Origin of the sequence: Luedemannella helvata (assembly GCF_039528415.1) — a bacterium.
GTDB lineage: Bacteria > Actinomycetota > Actinomycetes > Mycobacteriales > Micromonosporaceae > Luedemannella > Luedemannella helvata.
In genome coordinates this window covers 163,631-179,459 of sequence record NZ_BAAALS010000002.1, presented here as the reverse complement: position 1 = coordinate 179,459, position 15,829 = coordinate 163,631, and the positions used below count along the sequence as shown (strand labels likewise).

The following is a 15,829-nucleotide window of genomic DNA, read 5'->3' as shown; positions in this document are numbered from 1 at the left end:
GTGTCCGGGAGCCGGCGCCCCTCACGTCGTGGCGTGGTAGTCGCGGACGAGCTGCATGGCGGCGCGGCGCAGGGTGCGGGCCACGGCGTCGACCTTGTCGGACGGCAGCCGCCGTGCCGGAGCGCTGACGCTGATGCCGCACGGGAACGGCATGTCCATCAGGTTGACGGCGACGCAGCGCCCGTCGGGCTGGTTCTCGCAGTCGTCGACCCCGTAGCCGACCTTGCGGACCTGCTCAAGCTCGGTGAGGTAGCCGTCGACGGTGCAGATGGTGCGATCGGTGTAGCGGGTCATCTCCTGCGCCGCGAGCATGGCGCGGACCCGGTCGTTGGGCAGCTCGGCGGCCATTGCCTTGCCCAGCGCGGTGGAGTGCAGGCTGCCGTGTTCGCCCGGCCGGGCGGCCAGGCGCATCATCTCGTTGCTCTCCACCACGAGCACGTGCAGCACGGTCGCGCCGTCCAGCACGCCGACGTTGGTGGTCTCGCCGAGCCGGTCGCGGAGCTTCTCGAGCACCGGTTTGGCCCGGTTGATGAGCATGTCGAGCTGCCGGGTGTGCTGGGGGCGCAGCGCGAGGCCGAGCCGGTAGAGGTTGTTCTCGTCGTCGCGTTCCACGTAGCGGCGCGCCTCAAGGGCGGACAGGTACCGGTAGGCGGAGCTCTTGGGCAGTGATGTCACCTCGGCGACGTCGGACAGCGTCGCCCCGTCACGGGAGCGTTGCAGCACGTCGAGAATGTCGCAGACCCGTTCGACGGCCCGGATCGGGTAGCTCGCGCCGGACTCGGCATTGACCTTCATCGTGTGTTTTGTCCCTGTCTCTCGCGGTGCCCGTATCTAGAGTAAGTCGCTGATTTCATCTGTCAAAACGACAGGCCGGGGCCAACGCCCGTGGCCGCAACGGTTTGATGACTATATCGGAACGGCCATTTCATCTGTTGACACGGTAGATCTTCCGTGCTCATACTCGGGCACGCATCTGCTCCAGATCGCGTCCCGCCGAGAGCGGGCAACCAACGGCACGAGTGGGGACAGGTCCGAATGTCTACACGCCGCAAGAGCCGGGTCGGCCGGCTTTTCGCCGCCGCCACGGCGCTCCTGATGATTGCTCCCGCCGCCGCGTGCGGCTCCGATTCCGATTCCGACTCCAGCGCCTCCGGCGACCAGATCCTGCGCATCGCCGAGGCCGTCGAGCAGCCCACGCTCGACCCGGCGAGGAACATCCAGTACCTCAGCGACGAGATGGCCGCGATCTACGACACCCTCGTCGTGCTCAACGCCGACGGCTCGATCGGGCCCAGCCTCGCCGAGTCCTGGACGGTGGAGGGCCCTTCGATCACGTTCAAGCTGCGTACCGGCGTGAAGTTCCACGACGGCACCCCGTTCAACGCCGAGGCCGTGAAGGCGGCGCTGGACCGGGTCGTCGACCCCAACACCAAGGCGACCAACTCCAAGAGCGTGCTCGGCCCCTACGACAACAGCCAGGTCATCGACGAGAACACCGTCAAGGTGACCTGGAAGACCCCGGTGGGCGCCGCGCTGATCAACCTGGCGAACGCCGACCTGAGCATCCCCTCGCCCACGGCGGCGAAGGCCGACACGCTCGACGCGAAGCCGGTCGGCACCGGCCCGTACAAGTTCGTCAGCTACACCAAGGGCGACAAGCTCGAGGTCGAGCGCAACCCCGACTACACGACCATCCGTCCCGACCTGGCCAACAAGGGCGCGCCGAAGTACTCGAAGATCATTTTCCAGTACGTGCCGAACGCCAGCACGCGGGCGAACCTGCTGACCACCGGCGCCGTCCAGGTCGGGCAGCTGACCGGGCCGGACGCCAAGCGGCTGGCCGCCACGCCGACGCTGAACAACGCGGCGTTCCCGGGCATCAGCGAGACCGCGCTGTGGATCAACGCCAAGAAGGTGCCGGACCTCAACGTCCGCAAGGCCATCTCGGCGGCGATCGACCGTGAGGCCCTCATCCAGGCGGTGGCCGGCGGCTACGCCGAGGTCAACTGGAGCGTCGTGCCGACGATCGTGCCGGGCTACGACGCCAACGTGAAGTCGGCCGTGGCCGGCTACGACCAGGCGCAGGCCAAGTCGCTGCTCGCGGCCGCCGGCTACACGCCCGGCAGCGACGGCGTCATGACCAAGGACGGCAAGCCGCTGACGCTGACGATCCTGTCGGCGGCCGAGGACCCGTGGCCGGCGCTGGACCAGCTCGTCCAGGACCAGCTCGCGCAGGTCGGCATCAAGGCGGAGATCAAGACGGAGGAGTTCGCCACCGTCACGCAGACCCGCCGCAAGGGCGACCAGCACATCTACATCGGCCGCTACGGCATCCTCGACCCGGCCGGCAACATGCGCATCCTGTTCGCCTGCGCCAACATCCCGTCGGCCCAGGTGCCGCTGGGCACGAACCTCACCTTCAACTGCAACCCGGAGGTCGACAAGGCGCTCGAGGCCGCGGTCTCCGAGACCGACATCCCCAAGCGTGACGCGCTGCTCAGCCAGGCCCAGCAACTGATGGCGGCCGACCACACGGCGCTGGTGCTCTACCAGCCCAAGAGCGTGGTCTTCTCGGCCAAGTCGGTCCGCGGGATCGGCATGCAGCCCGACGGCATCCTGAAGATCAACGATCTGGAACCGGGCGCGTGAGTTTCGTCCGATTCGCCGCGCGGCGGGTACTGGTAACCGTACCCGCCGCGTTGGCGGTGCTCCTGATCACCTTCGCGATGATCCGTCTGGTACCGGGCGACCCGGTCCAGGTCATCGCGGGCACCAACCTCGACCCGCAGGTCGCGGAGGAACTGCGCGAACAGCTGGGCCTCAACGACCCGCTGCCGGTGCAGTTCTTCGACTACCTGGGCCAGGTGCTGCGCGGCGACCTCGGCACGTCGTTCCTGACCCACCAGCCGGTGACGACCATCGTGGCCGAGCGGCTGCCGCTGACGCTGCTGCTCACCGCGGCCGGCGTCGGGGTGGGCCTGATGCTCTCGCTGCCCATCGGGATCATCACCGCGCTGCGGCACTCGCGCCGGCGCAGCACCGGCCTGACGTTCACGGCGGCCACCACCATGCTCGTGGCGACGCCGGACTTCCTGCTCGGCACGGTCCTGGTCAGCGTCCTGGCCGTGTACGTGCAGATCTTCCCCGTCGCCGGTGCCGACGGCTGGACGTCGCTGGTCCTGCCCGCGCTCGCCCTCGGCATCCCGCTCGCGGGCATCCAGGCCCGGGTCGTGCGGACCAGCGTGCTCGACGTCCTCAACCGGCCGTTCGTGCGGACCCTGCGCGCGGTCGGCATACCGCAGCGCCGGCTGGTCGCCCGCAACGTGCTGCCCAACGCCTCCATCCCGGTGCTGAGCCTGCTGTCCGTGGAGTTCGGCCGGCTGCTCGCGGGGGCGCTCATCGTGGAGAACATTTTCTCCTGGCCCGGCCTCGGCACGGTCATCTTCGACTCGATCGGCCGACGCGACCTGCCCGCCGTACAAGGGGAGATCCTCGTGGTGGCCCTGCTCATCCTTGCCATCAACCTGGTGATGGACATCGTGTACCGGATCGTCGATCCGCGGATCGCGCTGTCATGAGCGCGACCGCCACGCGTGCGCGGTCGCGCCGCAACCTGTTCGCCTCGCCGATGACCCGCGTCGGCCTCGTCCTGCTCGGCATCGTCGCGGTGATCACTATCGTCGGGCCGCTGGTGTACGACGTGTCGCCCACGCGTACCAACGCGATGGACGGCTACGCCCCACCGTCGGCGGCGTACCCCCTGGGCACCGACCAGCTCGGCCGCGACACCCTCGCCCGGCTGCTGCACGCCGGGCTGCTGTCGATCCCGGCCGGCCTGCTCGCCGTGGGCATCGGCGCGGTGATCGGGTCGCTGATCGGCGTCGCGTCCGGCTTCGTCGGCGGTTTCGTCGACAACACGATCATGCGCGTCGTGGACGTGCTCCTGTCCTTCCCGACCCTGCTGACGGCCATCGTCGTGGTCGCGATCCTGGGCCCGAGCGTGACCAGCGCGATCATCGCGGTGTCGATCGCGGCGCTGCCGTCCTACGCCCGGGTGATGCGCGGGTCGGTGCTGCCCCTGCGGTCCGCGGCGTTCATCCAGGCCGCGCGGGTCAGCAACACCCCGCTGTACCGGCTGCTGTTCGTGCACGTGCTGCCGAACGTCGCCGACGTCCTCATCGTCCTGCTCGTGATCGGAATGGGGAACGGGATCGTGGTGCTGTCCGCGCTGAGCTTCCTGGGCATCGGCGTCCAACCGCCGCAGGCCGACTGGGGCGTCATGCTGACCGAGGGCGTGGACGCCATCTACACCGCGCCGGTCGCGGCCCTCGCGCCGGCGGTCATGCTGATGCTGACCGTGCTGGGCATCAACTTCCTCGGCGAAGGGCTCGGCGCCCGCCTGCGGGTCGACACGGCACGGCGGCGGCCGCGATGAGCCTGCTGTCCGTACGCGACCTGAGTATCACCTACGGTGACGTGCGCGCCGTCGCCAACGTGTCGTTCGACGTCGCCCCCGGCGAACGGGTCGGCATCGTGGGGGAGTCGGGCTCCGGCAAGACGACCCTCGCGCTGGCCCTGATGCGACTGCTCCCGCCGTGGGCGGGCCAGGAGGGCGGCACGGTCACGCTGGACGGGATCAACCTGTCGGACCTGCCCGAGCAGCGGCTGCGTCCCCTGCGCGGCAGCCGGGCCGGCATGGTGTTCCAGGACCCGCTGACGTCCTTCGACCCGCTGCGCACCCTGGGCAGCCACCTCTCCGAGGGCCTGCGCGCCCACGGCGAGCGCGACTCGCGGCGCCGCCGCGACCGGGCCCTGCGGGTGCTGCGGTCGGTCGGGCTGCCCGCGCCGGAGCAGTTGCTCGGCCGCCGGCCGCACGAGCTGTCCGGCGGCATGCGCCAGCGCGGGCTGATCGCCCTCGGGCTGTCCAACGAGCCCCGGCTGCTCATCGCCGACGAGCCCACCACGGCGCTGGACGTCACCATCCAGGCCCAGATCATGGAGCTGTTCGCGAGCATCGGCGCGCCGGGTCCCCGGGCCGACCTCGGCCTGGTGATCGTGTCGCACAACCTCGGCCTGGTCCGGCAGCTGTGCACCCGGGTCATCGTCATGTACGCGGGCGGCATCGTCGAGGACAGTCCGGTCGAGGAGTTCTTCGCCGCTCCTCGCCACCCGTACGCGAAGGCGCTCAACGACGCCACGCCCCGGCTGAGCCTGCCGCGCGGCGAGGTGCGCAGCATCCCCGGACACGCCGTCGACCTGGCCGACCTGCCGCCCGGCTGCCCGTTCGAGCCGCGGTGCGCGTACCGGCTGGACATCTGCGCCACCACCGAGCCGCCGCTGGTCGCCATCGGCGACGGTCGCCGCACGGCCTGCCACAACGTGGCGGCCGTGGCCGCCGGGGAGGCGGCCGGTCCCGCGCCGGCGCCACCGGTGGCGGACACCACGACGTCGGGCGACGTGCTGGTGACGGTGCGCGCCCTCACCAAGACCTACCGCTCGGCGCGTCGCCGCGTCGCCGCGCTGGCCGGGGTCGACCTGGACCTGTCCACCGGCGAGACACTCGCGCTCGTCGGGGAGTCCGGGTCGGGCAAGACGACGCTGGCGCACACCATCCTCGGGCTGGTGGCACCGACCTCGGGCGAGGTGCGGGTGGCCGGCGACGACCCCGCCGACCGGCGGGGCCGGGTGCGCCGGGAACAGCGCATGCAGGCGGTCTTCCAGGACCCGCACGGGTCGCTGGACCCCCGCATGCGCGTCGCCGCGGCCGTCGCCGAGCCGCTGGTCAACCTCGGCACGGGACGCGAGGAGCGCCGCGCCCGGGTCGCCGAGGTGCTCGACGCGGTCCGGCTCGGCTCGGGCATCGCCGACCGGTACCCGCATGAGCTCTCCGGTGGGCAGGCGCAGCGGGTCGCGATCGCCCGCGCGCTGGCCGCCGACCCGGAGCTGATCGTGCTCGACGAACCCACGGCCTCGCTGGACGTGTCGATCCAGACGCACGTCATCTCGCTGCTGCGCGACCTGCAGCGCGAGCGCGGGCTGACCTACCTGTTCGTCTCGCACGACCTCGTCGCGGTGCGGGAGCTGGCCACCCGCATCGCGGTGATGTACCTCGGCCGGCTGGTGGAGGTGGCCGACCGGGACGCCTTCTTCGCACAGCCCCTGCACCCGTACTCCGTCGCGCTGCTCTCCGCCCTGCCGAGGGTGGACGTCCCGGCCGGCCGGGCTGAACGCATCGTGCTCGCCGGTGACCCGCCGTCGGCACTGGACGTGCCGCCCGGCTGCCCGTTCCACCCCCGCTGCCCGGTCGCCCAGGACATCTGCCGCACCGCCGTCCCGCCGCTGAGCACCGACGCGGCCGGGCGCTCGACCGCCTGCCACTTCCCCGGCTCACTCCCACTCCCGAAGGACACACCATGACCACCACCCGCGTCCTCGTCCCGCCTCCCGCGTCCGGTGTCATCCCGCCCATGGTCACCCCGCTGCTGCCCAGCGGCGAACCGGACCTCGACTCGCTCGACTCGCTCATCGACCACCTGATCGGCCAGGGCGTCACCGGCCTGCTCGCGCTCGGCTCGTGCGGCGAGAACGGCGCGCTCACCCGCGACGAGCGCCTGGCCGTCGCCGACCGGGCGGTGCGCCGGGTGGCCGGCCGGGTGCACCTCATGATCGGGGTGCCGGCCCTGGGCACCCGCGAAGCGGTCGTCGACGCCACGACGTACGCGCGGATGGGGGCCGACGCGGTGCTCGTGCCGCCGACGTTCGTCTTCCCCCACTCGCCCGCGGAGCTGGCCGACCACTTCCGCGCCGTCGCGGCGGCCGCCGGTGACACCGCCGTGCTGGCGTACAACATTCCGACCCGGGTCAACGTGAACCTCGAACCGTCCCTGCTGCGGGAGCTGGCCGCCGAGGGCGCCATCGCGGGCACCAAGGACTCCTCGGGCAACGTCGAGGCCCAGCGGATGCTCGCCGAGCAGACCGCCGACCTGGCGGACTTCCGCCGCTACACCGGCAGCGAGTTCGCCATCGACGGGCTGCTGCTCGGCGGGTTCCACGGCGCGGTGCCCGGCCTGGCCAACGCGTTCGCGCCGCTGCACGTCGAGCTGGCCAACCGGGCGGCGGCCGGCGACTGGAAGGGCGCCGCCGCCGTGCAGGGCCGCATCGTCGGGCTCTTCGCGCTCTACCAGCACCCGCTGCCGGGCGGCAGCTTCAGCGCCGCCGTGGTCGGCTCGCTCAAGGAGGCGCTGGTCCAGCAGGGAATCATCCAGCACGCCACGACGGCGCACCCGTTCGCGCAGGTGGACGACGGCATGCGCGAGCACGTCCGGTCGGTCCTGGCCGCCGCCGCGGACCCGAAGGAGTGAGCGCCCGCGTCGTGGACGTCGGCGACGGCGTCTCGATCCGTATCGACCAGGTCCGGGGCGCGGCCGACGGGCCGACCGTCGCGCTGCTCGGCGGGGTGCACGGCGACGAGCTGGAGGGCATTCTCGCGGTGCGCACGCTGCTGGACCGGATCGGGGGTTCGCGGGGCGCGGGCGGGCTGGGCTCCGGGCGGGTCCTCGCCGTGCAGGTAGCCAACCCGCCGGCGCACGACGCGATGTCGCGCACGAGTCCGCTCGACGGCGCCAACCTGGCCCGGGTGTTCCCGGGCTCGCCGTCGGGCACCGTCACCGAGCGGATCGCCGACGCCCTCGCGCACCACGTCATCGCGCGCGCCGACCTGCTCGTCGACCTGCATTCGGCCGGGGCGCACTACGCCATGCCGTTCTTCGCCGGCTACGGCGATCCGGCCGCCGCGGACGACACGTACGCGTTCGGGGCGCCGCTGGTCTGGGTGCACGAGGGCCTCAACCCCGGCCGCAGCCTCACCACCGCCGCGGAACACGGCGTTGCCGCACTGTACGTCGAGGGCAGCGGCGGCGGCGGCCTGCGTCGCTCCGAAGTGGACGGCTACGTCGACGGCGTCCTGCGCCTGCTGGGCCGGCGGGGGATGGTCGACGACCCGCCGCCGGCGGGCGTGGTGCGGCGCGTGGTGCGCGGCGGCGACGGCGACGTGGACTCCTCCGTGTCGGCGGACGTGGCGGGCTGGTGCGTGACGGCCGTGCGGGCCGGGGACGTGGTGGGCGCCGGCGACCCGGTGGCCGAGATCGTGGACGGCAGGGGGCGGGTCGCGCAGCGCGTCACGGCCCCGCACGACGGCGTGGTCATGATGCTGCGCCGCAGCGCGCCCGTGGTCGAGGGCACCGGCATCGTCATGCTCGGACCCGTCCCGGAGGAACTGCCATGACATCACCGGCCCCGAACCTGTCCGGCAAGGTCGCGCTGGTGACCGGCGGCGGCAGCGGCATCGGCGCGGCGATCTCCGCCCGGCTCGCCGACGCCGGCGTGCGCGTCCTGGTCGGCCAGCGGACCGAGGCCACCGCCGCCGCGGCCCGCGAGCGGCTGGCGGCACCCGGCCGCGACCTGCGCGTCGAGGTCGCGGACCTGGCCGACGCGGCCGCCTGCACCGGGCTGGTCGCGTCCTGCGTCGCGGCGTTCGGTGGCATCGACATCCTGGTCAACAACGCCGCCGTCACCGGGCCCGGCGCGCTGTCGCCGCTGCTGGACTGCGACGACGGCTGGCTGGACCGGGTCGTCGACGTCAACCTCACCGCGGCGTTCCGCTGCGCGCGGGAGGCGGCCCGCCACATGATCGCCGCCGGTACGGGCGGGGTGATCATCAACGTCGGGTCGGTCGCCGCCTACGCGGCGCAGCACCACGCGACCGCGTACACCATGACCAAGGCCGGACTGCTCGGCCTGACCCGGGGGCTCGCCTTCGAGCTCGCGGAGCACGGCATCCGGTCGGTGCACGTCGCGCCCGGCGACATCGCCCTCGACGACAGCGCCGCAGGCCCGGCGCCGATGCCGCAGCGGTGGTGGGAGCGGCGCACGCCGCTGGGCCGTCGGGGGCATCCCGACGACGTGGCGTCGATGGTCGCCTACCTGTGTTCGCCCGAGGCGGGGTTCGTCACCGGCAGCAGCATCCTGGTCGACGGCGGCTGGCTGTCGTACTGATCTCTTCTCCGGGGGTACCAGGGCGGTGGGCCGCGTCGCGCGGCCCACCGCCATCGGGTTCACTCCGGCAGTACGGCCACCGCGTCGATCTCGATCAGGAAGTCCGGCAGGTCCGCCGGGATGGTCGTGCGGGCGGGGTACGGCGCCGGCAGCACGTCGCGCATGACGGCGTTCCACTCGGCGAAGTCGTCGAGCGACTTGAGGTAGGCGCCGATGCGCACGATGCCGGACAGGTCGCCGCCGGCGGCGCGCACGATCGCCTCGATGTTGGCGAACGCCGCCCGCGCCTGGCTGGCGAAGTCGTCGCCGACGAGGTTGCCGGCCGCGTCGAACGGCCCCTGGCCCGACACGAACAGCAGGTTGCCCACCCGCACCCCGGGGGAGTACGGGCCGGCGGGCGGCGCGCTGTCGGCGGGTACGACGGGGATCTTGTGCACAGGAGACTCCTCAGCTCAGGGACAGGTGTACCGGTCGACAACGAACCGGTCGAGCGCCCGCTCATCGAGCTCGACGCCGAGCCCGGGGGAGTCGGGCACGGTGAAACAGCCGTCGACCAGCCTGGGCGGGTCGACAACGACATCGCACATGAACGGGTTCTCGCTCGTGTCGTACTCCAGCAGCGGACCGGCCGTGCCGTCGCCCGTACGGGCAGCCAGCGGCAGCGCGGCCGCCAGGTGCAGTGTGGCCGCCGCCATCACGGCGCCGTTCCAGGTGTGCGGCACGCACCGTACCCCGCGCCGGGCCGCCGCGACGCCGACGATCTGCGCGGCGCCGAGGCCTCCGCAGATCGCCGCGTCGGGCTGTACGACGTCCAGCGCACCGCTGTCGATCAGATCGACGAGCTCCGTCGCGGTGCGGCCCATCTCGCCGCCGGCGATCGGCACCTCCAGGCGGTCGGCGAGGCCGGCCGGCAGCGCGGGGCACGGCTCCTCGAACCACGCGACGCCCAGCTCGCCCAACCGCCGGCCGACGCGTTCGGCGGTGACCGCGTCGTAGGAGCCCCACGCGTCGACCATCAGCGTCACGTCGGCGGGCAGGTCCTCGCGCAGCCGGGCGAGCAGCGGTAGCTCCTCTTCCGCCGGGTAGCCGCCGATGCGCAGTTTCAGAGAACGGAATCCTCGCTCCACCAGGTCGACGGCCTCGGCTGGCCAGACCTCCGCCGGGTGGCGGCCCTCCTGATAGAGGAAGCCGGACGCGTACACCCGTACGCGGGCGCGCCGAGCGCCGCCGAGCAGCGTGTGCACGGGTATGCCGAGCACCCGGCCGAGCAGGTCGCGCCAGGCGATGTCGAGGGCGCCGAGGGCGAACGAGGCGCCCGCCTCGTCGAGCCCGGCGGGGCGGGGACTCGTGCAGCGAGGCGCCGACCAGCTCCCGGCCCAATGAGCAGAGCTGTTCCCAGGTGCCCCCGACGGCGTACGTCTCGCCCCAGCCGGTGGTGCCGTCGGCGGCCCGCAGGCGGACGAGCAGCGTCTCGCGGTGACGGTTGAACACCCCGGCCGGGCCGGCCGGCACGGCCAACGGCGCGCGCAGGCGCAGCAGTTCGACGCCGGCCACGCGCATAGCTCCTCCTTGACATCGCCGGGTAGCGGCTGATTCTATCAAGTAGAATCAGAAATCCAACAGATGAAACCCGAGCGGAGTCGACGTGAGCGAACCGACCGTCGTCATCTACGACCCGATCACCACGCTGCGGTGGAACTACGACACCGAGCGCGAGGCGCTCGCCGCACGGGGCGTCCGGCTCGTGGTGCCGAACGACCTGTCCGAGTCGCGGGCCGCGCTGGGCACCGCCGACCTCGTCGTGACCTCCGGGCGGCTGCCGAACGAGGACCTCGATCGCATGACGAAGGCCTGTGCGATCCTCTGCTACAGCGTCGGCATGGACGGCGTCGACGCCGCCCGCGCGGCCGAACTCGGCATCACGGTCGCCAATGTGCCCGACTACTGCACCGACGAGGTCTCCGACCAGGGCATCGCGCTGCTCATGGCCGTGCAGCGCCTGATCGTGCCGACCGCAGCCGCGGCCGCTCAGGGGCAGTGGGAGGTGCGCGACTGGGACGAGTTCTACCGCATCCGCCGCGTGCCGGGCCAGACCTGCGGGGTCGTGGGCGTGGGGCGGATCGGCTCACGCTTCGCGCAGAAGGCGCAAGGGCTCGGCATGACGGTCATCGGGCACGACCCGTACCGGCAGGACGCGCCCATCCCGCTGGTGCCGCTGGAGGAACTGCTGCGTCGCAGCGACGCCGTCGTGCTGTGCGCCGCCCTCACCAACGGCTCCCGGCACCTCATCGACGCCGCCGCCATCGACCTCATGCGCGACGATGCCGTCCTCATCAACGTCGCGCGCGGCGGGCTCGTCGACGAGGCGGCGCTCGCGGCGGCGCTGCGCGCCGGCCGGCTGCGCGGCGCGGGACTGGACGTCCGCGAGGTGGAACCCACGCCGCCCGAGAGCGATCCGCTGCTCGGCTTGCGCAACGTCGTGCTCACCCAGCACATCGGCGCGACCTCCGTCGAGGCGTTCGCCGACATCCGCCGGATCGCGGCCGAGCGCATTCTCGCGCTGCTGTCCGACAACGGCCGGCTGGGGGCGGGGCGGTGACCGGCGTCGGGGTGCTCGGCTCGGGGTTCATGGGACGTACCTGGGCGGAGGTCGCGGCCCACCACGTGCCCGGCGTACGCCTGGTCGCCGTCGCCGGTGGCCGCCGCGCCCCCGCGCTCGCGGCCGACCAGGGCTGCACCCTGCACGACTCCTATGAGGCGCTGCTGGCCGACCCCGCCGTCGAGGTGGTCGTGCTGACCACCCCGCCGGCCGGCCACGAACAGCAGACCGTGGCCGCCGCGCGCGCCGGCCGGCATGTGCTGGTGGAAAAGCCCATGGCCCAGAACGTCGACGAGTGCGCCCGCATGGTCGCGGCGTGCCGGGACGCCGGCGTCGCCCTGGCCGTCGTGTCCCAGCACCGCTTCCGGGCCGCGCCCGCCGCCGCCAAGCGCCTCATCGACGACGGTGCCATCGGGCGGGTCACCATGGTCCGCGCGATCGGGCCGGAGGTCGGCTTCTGGGACACGACCAAGACCCAGGACGAGTGGAAGCTCGACCCGAACCAGCAGACCACCTACGCGTCCTGGGGCGCGCACGCGTGCGACCTCGTGCGCTGGTTCGTCGACGACGAGCCCGACCTCGCGTTCGCGATGTTCGAGCAGTACGGCTCGGGCCCGCCGCCCATGCGCAGCGCGATGGCGAGCTACCACTTCCGCGGCGGCGCCATGGCGCAGCTGTGGATGAGCTACGACATCCCGGCGCCCGGCCTCGGTTCCGGCCTCCAGCTCCAGCTCATCGGCACGGCCGGCATGATCGAACTGGACGCCTACGGAACGGTCCGACTGGGCCGCGGCGAGGGCTGGACGCTCGCGTTCGAGCAGTCGCCCTTCGACCCGCTGGACCCGGTCAGCGCGCCGCGCCTGGAGGCGTACGCGCTGGAACTCGGTGACCTCGTCGCCGCGGCCCGCGAGGGCCGGCCGCCGCTGGTTGACGGGGTCCAGGGCCTGGCGACGACCGCGATGCTGGCCGCCGCCGAGCAGTCGGCCCGCACTCGCCAAACGGTCGAACTGACTGCCCTGAGGTAGCCACGGGGCCGTCCGCCGCCGACGACGAACACCGATGACCCGTCGGGCCGCGCCCGGCGGGTCGATCACTGTCCCGGTCTGCGACCCACCCGCCCCCGGCAACGGCAGCCGTGCGCGCCTGCGGCGGCTACGTCTTTGAGGGCAGCCGTCACCCATCGCTAATGAAAACGGTTACGATTACCAACAGGGTGGCGCATGGAGGGTGAACGGCAGGCCTCATCCGTACGGGTGAGGGTGTTGTCCGCCGTCACGTAGTCCATTCGGCATCCCAACCGTCGGTGTTTCGTAAAGCGGGGGTGCGTGCATGTCGAGCCGTGGGTATGCGAGTCAGTGCGGGTCTGCGGACCTCGATGTCCGTGTCGCCGTGCCGGCAGACCTCGCCGAGGCGGAGGCCGTCATGCGCGATGTCCTGCACGCTGACCTCGGCGGATACCGTCAACAGTGGCATCGCGACGTTGACGACCTCGGCGCGGCCTATCTGCGTAGCCCGCGGAGCGTGCTGGTGGTCGCCCGCGACGGTGCGGGCATTGTCGGGACGGCGGCCGTGCGGCCGTGCCAGTTGGCCAGCCCGCCGAACCCGCACTGGCTGGCACGTGAGTTCAACCAGCCGGACGTCTGCCAACTCGTGCGGGTGTATGTCGCCGCTCGCGCTCGCCGACGCGGGGTGGGACGGGTTCTCGTCGAGCGGACGGTGGCCTGGGGCGTGGGCCCGGGCGGTTATCGCCGCGTGTACCTGCACACCGATGCGAGCGTCGCGGGCGCGGAAGCGTTCTGGCGGTCACTGCCCACCCGGGAGGTCCATGACGAGCGGCCGGATCCGTTCAACACCGTGCACTTCGAGATCGGCGTGGAGGCGTTGCTGCGGGCGCCGGCATGCTGAGCGCTGTTGGCTCGCGTGCTGAGGACGTCGACCAGAGCGGCTCACTGCCCGGCCGCATTCTCGGCCTGTACGAGCAGTTGCGCGCGCAGGGCAGCCCGGCCCCGTCGCCGGTGGTCAACGCGTTGTTCACCGAACTCGTCACCGCCTGCGTCCACACCGATGCCGTGGATGTCGCCTCGGTGCTGTCGCAGCCGCGGATCGCCGAGGTGCGGCCGGACCTCATCAGGCTGTGTGCCGAAGGTGAGGCACTGCTTGAGGACCTCTGGGCGCGGCGCATCCTCGCCGCGACCGACGCGCGCGCCGAAGCGGCGAGATTTCCCTACCTCGGCAACTACCACGGGCTGGCCCGCCTCGAACTGCATGCCCTGGCGGGCGCCGGCCACCGTCGCGGACCCGGTCGAGGCGTCTGTTTCGTCGGTGGTGGCCCGTTGCCGCTGAGTGCCATGCTGCTCGCCCGCGCGCTCGGTGCACGGATCACCGTGGTCGACCGCGACGCGCAGGCCGTCGACCTGTCCCGTCGGCTCGTCGTCCGGCTCGCCCCGGCCCGGCAGATCGATGTCGTCCTGTCCGACGCGGCGTCCGCGCCGGACATGGCCCGCGCGACCGCCGGCTGTGACGTGGTCGTCGTCGCGGCACTGGTCGGGCTGACCTCCGCGGAGAAGCGGGCGGTGTTGCGGGCGACGAGCGCAGGTGTCGAGCCGGGGACGTATGTCGTCATCCGCAGTGCGGACGGGCTACGGTCGCTGCTCTATCCCACCGTGGACGTCCGTGACGTCCGTGACGCCGGTCTCGTGCCGGAGGTTGTGCTGCATCCCCTCGGCGAGGTCGTCAACTCGGTGATCGTGGCCCGGCGTCGGTCATGACCGGCAGGCCGCGCAGAATGACGTCGCGGATCCGGGTCAACGCGAGGACGTCCGTCGCGGCAATGCCGTCGACGACGATGAGGTCCGCCGCCATGCCCGGGCGGAGCCTGCCCGCGGTGGCGGCGAGCCCGCATGCTTCGGCGGCCGAGGACGTCGCGGTCCGCAGCGCGGCGTCGATCGGCAGGCCGCAGGTGACCAGCTCCGCGACCGCGTAGGCGAGCACGCCGTGTGGCTTCGCCGGGTGGATCCCGGCATCCGAGCCGGCGAGCAGCGGCACGCCGGCGGCGTGGAGGCGGCCCACCTGGGCGAACCTGGCCGCCAGTGTCATGCCCGTGCGGCGCATGACCTCGAGGGCCTGCGGGGACGGTGGCAGTGCGGGCAGGCGGCCGAATGTCGGGCAGACCTGGACCCGCTGCGCGGCGAGCTTGTCGACCACGGTGTCCGGGGTGGAGATGCCCGTAGCGGTCAGGCAGGTGCAGTGCTCGATGGCGTCCACGCCGGCGGCGAGGCAGACCTCGACCGCTGATACCGGGTGGGCGTGCGCGGTGACGGGCAGCCCGCGCCGGTGCGCCTCGTCAACCACGACGCGGACGTCAGCGATGTCGAACTGCAGCCGCAGCAGGTCCGAGCCGGCCGTCATCGCGCCGCCGCTCACTATGATCTTGATCGTCTGCGCGCCGCGTTCGTGGCGTTCGGCCACGGCGCCGCGCAGCGCGCTCGCGCCGGCCGCCTCGCCGCCGAGCGCGGCGCAGTGGCCGTTGACGGAGGTGATGGGTGGGCCCGACCCGATGACCCGCGGTTCGTCCTCGCGTACCGGCCGGTTCAGGGCGGCGAACCGGTTGTCGCCGAGGTCCCGCACGGTCGTCACGCCGGCCCGCACCTGCGCCAGGAGGGACCGGCGGACGACGTGCTCGCGTTCGGCGGCGGATCGGGCCGCGTCCAGCGGGAGGGCGTCCGGCTCGCCACCGGCGACCAGGTGGACGTGGGTGTCGATGAGGCCGGGCAGGAGGGTGGCGTCGGGGCGGTCCAGCACCGGCCAGCCCTCCGGCGGCGGTTCGTCGCGTGGTCGCACGGCGACGATCCGGTCGCCCCGCACGTGGACCTGTGCCCCATCGGGGAGGAAACGTTCCCCGTCGAAGGCATGCATGGCCCGGACCGCGAAGGAGACCGCCATGCGCCGACCGTAGTGCCCCACGACAACCACGCCGGTACAGCCGGGGCGCGGGCGGTATGCGGCCGACGCGGCTTGTCTCCACCGTACTGAGCGTTAAAAACTCTTTGTCCATATTAATACTCAAATGATCATGTACTCCTGTAGTGTGACGGTGGCCCAGGCTGCACCCGGCCACCCCGCCCGAGTTGCCTTATCGGAACGGAGTACGGGATGCGCGTGGGTACACGTGTTCGA

At 72.3% G+C, this 15,829-nt stretch carries 15 protein-coding genes; 11 read left to right on the top strand and 4 right to left on the bottom strand.

The annotated features are described in order from the left end of the window. Positions 1–21: 21 nt before the first annotated feature. Positions 22–795, bottom strand: coding sequence for an IclR family transcriptional regulator (locus ABD191_RS02960; RefSeq protein WP_344076461.1), 774 nt, complete (start codon positions 793–795; stop codon positions 22–24). A 240-nt stretch (positions 796–1,035) separates the two neighbouring features. On the opposite strand from ABD191_RS02960, the gene ABD191_RS02955 reads away from it, so the two are divergent. The 7 genes from ABD191_RS02955 to ABD191_RS02925 are packed head-to-tail and all read left to right on the top strand — an operon-like array spanning position 1,036 to position 9,054. Next, positions 1,036–2,649, top strand: coding sequence for an ABC transporter substrate-binding protein (locus ABD191_RS02955; protein ID WP_344076459.1), 1,614 nt, complete (start codon positions 1,036–1,038; stop codon positions 2,647–2,649). Next, positions 2,646–3,578, top strand: coding sequence for an ABC transporter permease (locus ABD191_RS02950; protein WP_344076457.1), 933 nt, complete (start codon positions 2,646–2,648; stop codon positions 3,576–3,578). Before ABD191_RS02955 ends, ABD191_RS02950 begins: the two co-directional genes overlap by 4 nt. Further along, a complete protein-coding gene (locus tag ABD191_RS02945; protein WP_344076455.1) occupies positions 3,575–4,435 on the top strand; it encodes an ABC transporter permease in 861 nt (286 codons plus the stop codon). Before ABD191_RS02950 ends, ABD191_RS02945 begins: the two co-directional genes overlap by 4 nt. Beyond that, on the top strand, positions 4,432–6,417 hold the full coding sequence (locus ABD191_RS02940; RefSeq protein WP_344076452.1) for a dipeptide ABC transporter ATP-binding protein: 1,986 nt from the start codon (positions 4,432–4,434) through the stop codon (positions 6,415–6,417). Before ABD191_RS02945 ends, ABD191_RS02940 begins: the two co-directional genes overlap by 4 nt. Continuing rightward, positions 6,414–7,361 carry a dihydrodipicolinate synthase family protein gene (locus ABD191_RS02935; RefSeq protein WP_344076450.1) on the top strand — a complete coding sequence of 316 codons (948 nt, stop codon included), beginning with the start codon at positions 6,414–6,416 and terminating at the stop codon, positions 7,359–7,361. Before ABD191_RS02940 ends, ABD191_RS02935 begins: the two co-directional genes overlap by 4 nt. Then, positions 7,358–8,284 (top strand): succinylglutamate desuccinylase/aspartoacylase family protein, encoded by a 927-nt coding sequence (locus tag ABD191_RS02930; RefSeq protein WP_344076448.1) that lies wholly within the window; start codon positions 7,358–7,360, stop codon positions 8,282–8,284. Before ABD191_RS02935 ends, ABD191_RS02930 begins: the two co-directional genes overlap by 4 nt. Next, entirely contained in the window at positions 8,281–9,054 is a 774-nt protein-coding gene (locus tag ABD191_RS02925; RefSeq protein WP_344076446.1) for an SDR family NAD(P)-dependent oxidoreductase, read from the top strand. Before ABD191_RS02930 ends, ABD191_RS02925 begins: the two co-directional genes overlap by 4 nt. A 59-nt stretch (positions 9,055–9,113) precedes the next feature. Here the strand turns inward: ABD191_RS02925 and ABD191_RS02920 are convergent, their stop codons facing one another. Further along, positions 9,114–9,491: a RidA family protein gene (locus ABD191_RS02920; RefSeq protein ID WP_344076444.1), complete on the bottom strand. Its 378-nt coding sequence runs from the start codon at positions 9,489–9,491 to the stop codon at positions 9,114–9,116. A 15-nt stretch (positions 9,492–9,506) separates the two neighbouring features. Continuing rightward, positions 9,507–10,313 (bottom strand): enolase C-terminal domain-like protein, encoded by an 807-nt coding sequence (locus ABD191_RS02915; RefSeq protein WP_344076441.1) that lies wholly within the window; start codon positions 10,311–10,313, stop codon positions 9,507–9,509. 386 nt (positions 10,314–10,699) lie between these two features. Between ABD191_RS02915 and ABD191_RS02910 the strand changes: the two genes are divergently transcribed. The 4 genes from ABD191_RS02910 (at position 10,700) to ABD191_RS02895 (ending at position 14,421) form a co-directional block, all read left to right on the top strand. Beyond that, a complete protein-coding gene (locus ABD191_RS02910) occupies positions 10,700–11,653 on the top strand; it encodes an NAD(P)-dependent oxidoreductase (RefSeq protein ID WP_344076439.1) in 954 nt (317 codons plus the stop codon). Further along, complete coding sequence (locus ABD191_RS02905; protein WP_344076437.1) at positions 11,650–12,678, top strand: Gfo/Idh/MocA family protein; 1,029 nt, start codon at positions 11,650–11,652, stop codon at positions 12,676–12,678. Before ABD191_RS02910 ends, ABD191_RS02905 begins: the two co-directional genes overlap by 4 nt. A gap of 397 nt (positions 12,679–13,075) precedes the next feature. Then, entirely contained in the window at positions 13,076–13,558 is a 483-nt protein-coding gene (locus ABD191_RS02900; RefSeq protein ID WP_344076435.1) for a GNAT family N-acetyltransferase, read from the top strand. After that, complete coding sequence (locus tag ABD191_RS02895) at positions 13,552–14,421, top strand: nicotianamine synthase family protein (RefSeq protein WP_344076433.1); 870 nt, start codon at positions 13,552–13,554, stop codon at positions 14,419–14,421. Before ABD191_RS02900 ends, ABD191_RS02895 begins: the two co-directional genes overlap by 7 nt. On the opposite strand, the gene ABD191_RS02890 is transcribed toward ABD191_RS02895, so the two are convergent. After that, complete coding sequence (locus tag ABD191_RS02890) at positions 14,387–15,595, bottom strand: amidohydrolase family protein (protein WP_344076431.1); 1,209 nt, start codon at positions 15,593–15,595, stop codon at positions 14,387–14,389. The two genes, ABD191_RS02895 and ABD191_RS02890, sit on opposite strands and share 35 nt — an antisense overlap. Positions 15,596–15,829: the final 234 nt, after the last annotated feature.

Coding starts and splice junctions, on each gene's coding strand:
- ABD191_RS02960 (WP_344076461.1), bottom strand. CDS start 795: ATGAAGGTCAATGCCGAGTCCGGCGCGAGCTACCCGATCCGGGCCGTC.
- ABD191_RS02955 (WP_344076459.1), top strand. CDS start 1,036: ATGTCTACACGCCGCAAGAGCCGGGTCGGCCGGCTTTTCGCCGCCGCC.
- ABD191_RS02945 (WP_344076455.1), top strand. CDS start 3,575: ATGAGCGCGACCGCCACGCGTGCGCGGTCGCGCCGCAACCTGTTCGCC.
- ABD191_RS02940 (WP_344076452.1), top strand. CDS start 4,432: ATGAGCCTGCTGTCCGTACGCGACCTGAGTATCACCTACGGTGACGTG.
- ABD191_RS02935 (WP_344076450.1), top strand. CDS start 6,414: ATGACCACCACCCGCGTCCTCGTCCCGCCTCCCGCGTCCGGTGTCATC.
- ABD191_RS02925 (WP_344076446.1), top strand. CDS start 8,281: ATGACATCACCGGCCCCGAACCTGTCCGGCAAGGTCGCGCTGGTGACC.
- ABD191_RS02900 (WP_344076435.1), top strand. CDS start 13,076: ATGCGCGATGTCCTGCACGCTGACCTCGGCGGATACCGTCAACAGTGG.
- ABD191_RS02895 (WP_344076433.1), top strand. CDS start 13,552: ATGCTGAGCGCTGTTGGCTCGCGTGCTGAGGACGTCGACCAGAGCGGC.
- ABD191_RS02890 (WP_344076431.1), bottom strand. CDS start 15,595: ATGGCGGTCTCCTTCGCGGTCCGGGCCATGCATGCCTTCGACGGGGAA.